This is a genomic window from Dyadobacter sp., assembly GCF_051859145.1.
In the GTDB taxonomy this organism is placed as follows: domain Bacteria; phylum Bacteroidota; class Bacteroidia; order Cytophagales; family Spirosomataceae; genus Dyadobacter.
Genome location: NZ_JBHYGF010000591.1, coordinates 1 through 6,982, shown reverse-complemented (window position 1 = coordinate 6,982; position 6,982 = coordinate 1). Strand labels below are relative to the sequence as shown.

Sequence of the window (6,982 nt, the reverse complement as noted above, 5' to 3'; positions counted from 1 at the left end):
GGAAAAGGTTACGGAAGTTTTGCCCTGACTTACGCTACATTAGCCGCCATTGCAAAGTATCCCTGCGAGGCCATTGCCGGACATAACAAAGCCAATATTCACACAAAAAAATACGGCTTTTTTCAATCAGAGCAGACTGGCTTTCAGAAGATTGCGAATGAACTAGACCTGTATAAGGTAACCGATTCACCATTGGTTTACAAACGTCACCCGCTGGTTTACCTGGTGGAAGCCGCCGACGATATTTGCTACAATATTATTGACCTGGAAGATGCGCACCGGCTGAAAATCCTTTCTTATAAGGAAGTCGAGACTTTATTGCTGGAACTTTGTAACGATCCCAAAATGCCCGCAAGGTTACAGGAAATCGATGACGACGATGCCAAGATCAGTTTGCTGAGGGCTAAATCGATCAACACGCTCATTGGTGCCTGTTCCGAACTCTTCTATAATGAACAAGCAACGATTCTTTCGGGCGATCTGAATTGCAGCCTGATCGACGGAATTGCAGAACCTTACCGGAGCGCAATGAAAGAAATTGAGCGGATTTCCATCAGTAAGATATACAATTATTCATCGGTAGTTCAGATCGAAGTGGCGGGGTATAAAGTGATCGGCGGGTTGCTGGAAGAATTTGTCCCGGCTTATCTGAATAATACTTCGCATTACACCCGTAAGCTGGTAGACCTGATACCCAAACAATTCATTACATCCCGCACAGATGCCTATTCCCGGATCCAGACCGTGCTGGACTTTATTTCGGGAATGACGGACCTCTATGCAGTGGAACTGTTCAGGAAGATCAAAGGCATTTCATTTCCATCAATTTCGTAGGCTAAATACCGCACTTACAAGGCAATAAGTGTAATATTAATTCGAATATTAAAAGTTTTATGTAAATTGTTTTCCCGAATTATCCAGCCTTTCTAGACACGTAAACCCATGCAAATTGAACAGGTAGTTTATACCGAATCTTCCTCTCAGGTTACATTTAATTTTAGTCCACAACTCCTGTTTATTTTCGGCAACCGCGAACTACTTGAAGGTAGCGGCCTGACGACAAAACTCGCAGCCGAATATCCCGAAGCGATCTTTTCCGGATGCTCCACAGCAGGCGAAATCGCAGATGTGAATGTAAAGGATAATACCATTATTATCACGGCGATCGGCTTTGATAAAACAAGCGTAAAAAGCTCCAAGGTTTGTCTTGAAGATATTCAGTTCAGCAGCTTTGAAGCCGGCAAGCAATTGGTAGACCAGCTTCCAAAAGAAGGATTGCAGCACGTTTTTGTTGTGTCCGACGGACTGAAAGTAAATGGTACCGATCTCGTAAAAGGTATGACCGAGCACCTGCCGGCAAATGTTACCCTCACCGGCGGACTAGCGGGCGACGGTTCCCATTTTGTGAAGACGGTGATCGTTGAGCCTGACGGGGCTGTGGCCACACAAAGTGTCGCGGCAGTCGGATTTTACGGGGATAGTCTGTCCATTGGTTTTGGTTCAAGAGGCGGGTGGGACAGTTTCGGACTGGACAGGGTAGTAACGAAATCCAAAGAGAACGTCTTATTCGAGATCGACAACCAGCCTGCGCTGGATCTTTATAAGTCATTTTTAGGAGATAAAGCGAGAGAACTGCCAGCTTCCGGCCTGCTTTTCCCATTGAGCATGCGCGACAGCGAAGACCGTGCACCTGTGGTCCGTACCATTCTTGGCATTAACGAAGACGAAAAAAGTCTCACTTTCGCAGGCGACATTCCGGAGGGATCATTTGTAAGATTAATGAAGGCAAACAACGACCGCCTCATCACGGGCGCGGAAGAAGCGGCACACGCTGCTGCCGAGGGCCTGAAAAATGATCCGGAGCTCGCAATTCTGGTGAGCTGCGTCGGAAGAAAGCTGGTATTGAAACAAATGGTGGAAGAAGAAGTGGAATGCGTTTCGGAAGTATTGTCGGCCCCGTTTATGGCTGGCTTCTACTCTTATGGCGAGCTGGCTCCATTTAACCGCAATGCTTTGTGCGAGCTCCACAACCAAACCATGACCATTACCACTTTCAGGGAACTGTAATGTCTGCTATTGAAATAACGGAAACCAATTACCACCGGCTGCTCAAAAGGCAGATCCGGAAATCGTTGCCTTTGGAGCTGGCCGAACATCCCGGCTTGCAGGATTTTCTTTTATCAGTCCATTTGGCATATACAGAATACCAGGACGATCTTACCCGGGTTGAACATATTCTCGAACAAAGTTCAGGCGAGCTTTTTAAAGCCAACAGGGAACTGACCCGCGTTGCGCAGGAAAAAACCGAGGAAGCGGCGTTGACCAGCAAAAGACTCGAACAGGTTGTCAGCAGCATTTCAGAGATACTCTTGCAACTAGATCGTGACGGCACCATTATCTATCTCAATAATGCATGGGAAACCGTGACCGGCTATTCCGTAGCGGAATCGCTCAATCGTAACTGGATGGATTTCTTCTCCGAATCGGCTGATCAGATCAATGAAGTGCTGAATATGGAGCAGCATTCCGTGGATGCAATTATCAAAATTCAAACCGCTGGCAAGAAAGAGATATGGGTCGGTGGATCGATTATGAAACAATATGCCGACGACGAGCTGGTCGGGTACATTGGCGCGCTTTCGGATGTGACTGAAAAGGTTAATTCCGAAAAGAAACTGAAATCCTACATGCGGGATCTGGAAAGGATCAATGCGGAGCTTGACCAGTTTGCATACGTAGTAAGCCACGATCTGAAAGCGCCGCTGCGGGCGATCAATAACTTGTCTGAATGGATTGAAGAAGATATTAACCATCTACTGGAAGGTGATACGCTCGACCAGTTCAAGCTGCTGCGCGGCCGCGTGCACAGAATGGAAAGTCTGATCAATGGAATTTTGTCGTATTCAAGAGCTGGCCGGATTAAAACTTCAAAGGAGCGTTTTGCATTAAAATCGCTGGTTGACGATTTATCAGAAACTTTCAGCAGCAAAAAGCCTGTACGCTTCAAACTGGATGGCGACGCTAGTCTTGAACTCGAAACAGAGAAGATTACTTTGACCCAGATTTTACAGAACCTGATTTCAAACGGTGTCAAATACAACGACAAGCCGGAGATTGAGATCACGATCGGCTGGCGGGAGAAAGCGTCTCTGTACGAATTTTATGTAGGGGATAACGGCCCCGGTATCAGCCCCGAATTTCATGAAAGAATATTCGTCATTTTCCAGACTTTACAGGCGCGTGACGAAGTGGAGAGTACTGGTGTGGGGCTCGCGATTGTCAAGAAAATACTGGATGAAAAAGGCGGCGTGATCCGGATAGAATCCCAAATGGGTGAAGGGACCAGGTTCTTCTTTACCTGGCCGAAGAATGAATTAAAAAGTACTGAAACCTCTCTCAAAAACAATCCATTTCAATAACAGCAAATATTAAATGTCACTTTCCAACCCAGTTCCTATGACAATCCTTCTTGTAGAGGATGACGAAGTAGATGTTATGAACGTCAAACGGGCATTCAAAAAGAACAATATCTCTAACCGTTTGGTTGTAGCTTCCAACGGAATCGATGCGCTTGCTTTGCTGCGCAATCCTGATAGTGATTTTCCAAAACCAAAAATTGTTTTGCTGGACCTGAATATGCCGAGAATGGGCGGGATCGAATTCCTGAAAGAACTCCGCCAGGACCCGGACCTGAGTTCGCTGTCGGTTTTTGTCATGACCACGTCCAATGAAGACAGCGACAAGATTGACGCTTTCAACTTGAATGTGGCCGGATATATCCTGAAACCATTATCAATGGACCGGTTTATTGCCGCTGTATCCACATTGAACAGCTACTGGACACTTTGTGAATTTCCCGAATAAAATCTCAGCGTTATCTTTTAAAAATCATGATCAGTCCCGATATCCTGCTAGTAGAAGACGACGACATTGATGCGATGTACTTTATGCGTGCAATGCAAAAGTCTCTGCTGGATATTGGCGAGGTCAGGATTTGTAAGTATGCGGAGGAAGCGCTGCAGATGCTTGATGTATGGATTCCTTCCTGCATTTTTCTCGATTACCAGCTCCCGAAGACGAATGGACTGGAATTGCTGATCAAGATCAAGCGCATTGTTCCTAACCTGCCTGTTATCGTACTCACTTCGCACGGCGATGAGCGCATTGCCGTCGAGATGATGAAAGCGGGTGCAATGGATTATTTTCCCAAGTCGGAAGTTACGCCGGAGAAGCTGACGAAGACTTTCCATACAATGGGACAAATGCTCGAAGCCGGAAAAGGAAGAGAGCAGGCCAGGCGGGAGCTGGCGGAAAAGGAAGAGTTTATCAATAAAATTGCCCTGCTCTCCCCGAATATCATTTATGTAATCGATATTGAGAAATGGACGAATATCTTCCAGAACAACCAAATATCGAAAATACTGGGCTATTCGGGCGACGAGCTTCTGCCGGAAAGCAGCACTGCGCTCTCGCGGATTGTGGATGACCAGGACCAGCTTACGTTCCGCCGGCATTACCACTATATGCGGCATTGGGTAAAGGATTCGGATGTGGTGGAGAAAGAGTTCAGGCTGCTGCACCGCGACGGATCGGAAGTTTGGATCATCACCAGGGAAGTACCTTTCAAGCGCAATGCAAACGGAACTGTTCAGGAAGTACTTGGCACAGCTATCGACATTACCAGTCGGAAAAACGTGGAAAAAGAACTGATCAGGGCGAAGCGCGAAGCAGAGGAGGCTACGCGGATCAAATCTGATTTTCTCTCCACGATGAGCCACGAAATCCGTACGCCCATGAACGGGATTATCGGATTCACCGACCTTTTAATGACGCGGGATTTTCCTGATGAAGATCGCGAGTATCTGCAGATGATCAAGTATTCGGCAGACAATTTAATGGTCATACTGAACGACATACTCGATTTCTCTAAAATTGAGGCTGGCAAATTCGGTCTGGAAAATTTCGATTTCGACCTGAGGGAAAAGCTGGGTTACCTGATCAAAACCTTTGAAGTAAGGGCCAAAGAAAAAGCCATTAATCTGACTTACCAGTTTGACGAAAACACGCCGACTCTGCTTACAGGCGATGCTTACCGATTGAATCAAATCCTGGTCAACCTGATTGGGAATGCGATCAAGTTTACAGAAGAAGGCGGATTTGTCAAGGTAATTGTATCGCTTCACGCAGATCTTGGAAGCAGCGTAGAGCTGAAAATTGACGTGGTAGATTCCGGCATAGGTATCTCGGAAGACAAGCTGAGCGCGATCTTCGACAGCTTTTCACAGGCTCATAAAAACAATGCAAAACACTACTTCGGCGGCACCGGGCTTGGATTAAGTATTACGCGTAAGATCGCGGAGCTGATGAACGGCAGCATTACGGCCCAGAGCAAACTGGGTGAAGGCGCCACATTCAGCGTGATACTTAATTTCGGCAAAGCAGAGAAGAACCTGAATGTGATACAACCCGATGTGGTTGAACATATCTCGCTCAAAGGCTACCGCATTCTGGCTGCCGAGGACATAATTGCCAATCAAATTCTGCTGAAACACCTTTTATCCAAGTGGGAAGCTGATTTCGTGATTTGTAACAATGGAAAAGAACTGCTGGAACATTTGGATCACGCAGAGTTCGACCTGATTCTGATGGATATTCAAATGCCCGTTATGGACGGTATAACAGCTATGAAAACAATCCAGGAATCGTACCCGCACCTTCTTAATGTCCCGGTAATTGCATTTACAGCAGATACTTTCGCTGAAAAGGAGCTGGAAGGTGTCAGGTTCAGCAGCTTTGTAACGAAACCGTTTAAAGCCGATGAACTGATCAGCGTGATCAGCCGCAGCCTGAAAGAACTCCCGGCACCTGTTGTCAGATACTAGTTTTGAAATTTTCTTGGAAGTATGAGCCTGCATTCAATGCAGGTTTTTTATTGCAATTATTCAAATAACTAATAAAATAGTTTTGAAACTAAATGGATAGTCTTAACTTTGAGATAACACCAGGTTAAAATATAATAATACAGCTCAAAAATTATGGAAGTACGCACATTGACACGCGCTGAAGAAGAGGTAATGAGGATTCTTTGGCAACTTAAAAAGGCATTTGTAAAAGATATACTGGCCGAAATGCCCGAACCCAAACCTGCTTACAACACGGTTTCGACGATTATCCGGATCCTCGAAAAGAAAGAAGTGGTGGGCTACACAGCTTATGGGAAAACGCACGAATATTACCCGCTTATCAGTGAAGAAGAGTATAAGCGCCACGAAATGAAGCAGTTGATGGTTAATTACTTTGATAACTCACTGCCTAATCTGGTTTCATTTTTCGTAAAGGACAACGATCTGAAAACGAAGGATCTCGACGAAATCATGAAGCTGATCAATCAGCACAAAAACGAACAATAAAACCCTGTTAGCCATGGAAATGCTATTGTATCTCGGCAAGGTGAACCTGTACTGGATCCTGCTTTTTGCCTGTTATCGTCTGATGCTCCGGCAGCACACCTTTTTTCAGCTGAACCGGGCTTATCTGCTTGGCTCCCTTGCCGTTGCATTTGCATTACCATTTGTGATCTACCCCGAAACCGCACCTGCATTACCGGTTATCTACGAGGTAAATACGACAGCAGTTTCCATTTCGGCTGTTCAGGAACAGCAGCCGCTGATTACCTGGGTGCAGATCCTGTGGATTGTGTACGCGATCGGAATATTCGTCTCGGGTTATCTGCTTTTCAGACATATACAGCAGCTGAGGAGCTTTTTGCTGTCAGGCGAAGTGATCGAGCTGGAAGATTGTACCGTCGTGATGATCGACTCCAACAAGATTGGCTCATTTTCCTTTCTGAAATGGATTGTGATTAACAGAAATGACTATGAAAGCCATTTTGACGACATTCTTTGTCACGAAATGGTACACGTAAAGCAATGGCACAGTGCCGATATCCTCCTCGTGGAGATCATGAAAGTGTTCTTCTGGT

6 protein-coding genes and 1 pseudogene are annotated in these 6,982 nt (G+C 45.8%); all 7 read left to right on the top strand.

Translation table 11 applies throughout. The features are described 5' to 3' along the window. Window positions 1–834: dGTP triphosphohydrolase (gene dgt, locus ACTIE6_RS25775; RefSeq protein ID WP_439559358.1), on the top strand; the 834-nt coding region annotated here is incomplete at its 5' end. A gap of 108 nt (window positions 835–942) precedes the next feature. Beyond that, window positions 943–2,067 (top strand): FIST signal transduction protein, encoded by a 1,125-nt coding sequence (locus ACTIE6_RS25770; protein ID WP_439559357.1) that lies wholly within the window; start codon window positions 943–945, stop codon window positions 2,065–2,067. Continuing rightward, entirely contained in the window at window positions 2,067–3,419 is a 1,353-nt protein-coding gene (locus tag ACTIE6_RS25765; protein WP_439559356.1) for a sensor histidine kinase, read from the top strand. The genes ACTIE6_RS25770 and ACTIE6_RS25765 overlap by 1 nt, the downstream gene beginning before the upstream one ends. A 37-nt stretch (window positions 3,420–3,456) precedes the next feature. Next, complete coding sequence (locus ACTIE6_RS25760; RefSeq protein WP_439559355.1) at window positions 3,457–3,864, top strand: response regulator; 408 nt, start codon at window positions 3,457–3,459, stop codon at window positions 3,862–3,864. A 26-nt stretch (window positions 3,865–3,890) separates the two neighbouring features. Beyond that, window positions 3,891–5,882, top strand: coding sequence for a response regulator (locus tag ACTIE6_RS25755; protein ID WP_439559354.1), 1,992 nt, complete (start codon window positions 3,891–3,893; stop codon window positions 5,880–5,882). A gap of 153 nt (window positions 5,883–6,035) precedes the next feature. Next, window positions 6,036–6,410: a BlaI/MecI/CopY family transcriptional regulator gene (locus ACTIE6_RS25750; protein ID WP_031528244.1), complete on the top strand. Its 375-nt coding sequence runs from the start codon at window positions 6,036–6,038 to the stop codon at window positions 6,408–6,410. Window positions 6,411–6,423: 13 nt separating this feature from the next. Next, window positions 6,424–6,982 (top strand): annotated as a pseudogene (locus tag ACTIE6_RS25745) (M56 family metallopeptidase); the annotation flags it as partial.

Bases quoted from the DNA above. Each gene is read 5' to 3' on its own strand.
- ACTIE6_RS25765 (WP_439559356.1), top strand. From the start codon at position 2,067: ATGTCTGCTATTGAAATAACGGAAACCAATTACCACCGGCTGCTCAAA.
- ACTIE6_RS25750 (WP_031528244.1), top strand. From the start codon at position 6,036: ATGGAAGTACGCACATTGACACGCGCTGAAGAAGAGGTAATGAGGATT.
- ACTIE6_RS25760 (WP_439559355.1), top strand. From the start codon at position 3,457: ATGACAATCCTTCTTGTAGAGGATGACGAAGTAGATGTTATGAACGTC.
- ACTIE6_RS25770 (WP_439559357.1), top strand. From the start codon at position 943: ATGCAAATTGAACAGGTAGTTTATACCGAATCTTCCTCTCAGGTTACA.
- ACTIE6_RS25755 (WP_439559354.1), top strand. From the start codon at position 3,891: ATGATCAGTCCCGATATCCTGCTAGTAGAAGACGACGACATTGATGCG.